Raw genomic sequence first — 523 nt, 5'->3', positions numbered from 1 at the left:
TCTGGGTGGCGGAGAAGGACGGTTGCTGCTAGTGGTACACCATTTGGCGGTGGACGGGGTGTCCTGGCGGATTATACTGGAGGACTTGGAGACCGCTTATGGCCAGGCGGAGCAGGGCGAAGCAGTCAAATTACCGCAGAAGACATCGTCGTTCCAACAGTGGGCGAAGCGTCTGAAGGCGAAGGCGTATGAACTGCCGGAGCAAGAGGTGAAGTACTGGAGCTCGGGGTCGCTAGTGGACATGCCAGCATGGCCGGTGGATGAGCCGGAGGGAAGCAACCGGGAGCAAGACGCGGAGCAGGTGACATTGTCGCTTAGCGAGGAAGAGACGCAGGCGCTGCTTAAGGAAGTGCCGCCGGTCTATCGGACGCAGATTAACGAAGTGCTGCTTACGGCATTGGCGCAAGCGATGCAGGCGTGGACGGGTTCGGCGCGCTTGTTGGTGCATATGGAAGGCCATGGCCGGGAAGAGATCGGCGGGGGACTCGATGTGACCCGGACGGTGGGCTGGTTTACGAGTTTG

General features: G+C 60.4%; 1 protein-coding gene. It reads left to right on the top strand.

Translation table 11 applies throughout. From position 1 onward, the window contains the following. Positions 1-31: 31 nt before the first annotated feature. On the top strand, positions 32-523 hold a 492-nt coding region (locus JCM10914_RS28170; RefSeq protein ID WP_231638781.1), incomplete at its 3' end, for a condensation domain-containing protein.

Origin of the sequence: Paenibacillus sp. JCM 10914 (assembly GCF_001315105.1) — a bacterium.
GTDB lineage: Bacteria > Bacillota > Bacilli > Paenibacillales > Paenibacillaceae > Paenibacillus_AQ.
This window is presented reverse-complemented; position numbering and strand designations above follow the sequence as displayed.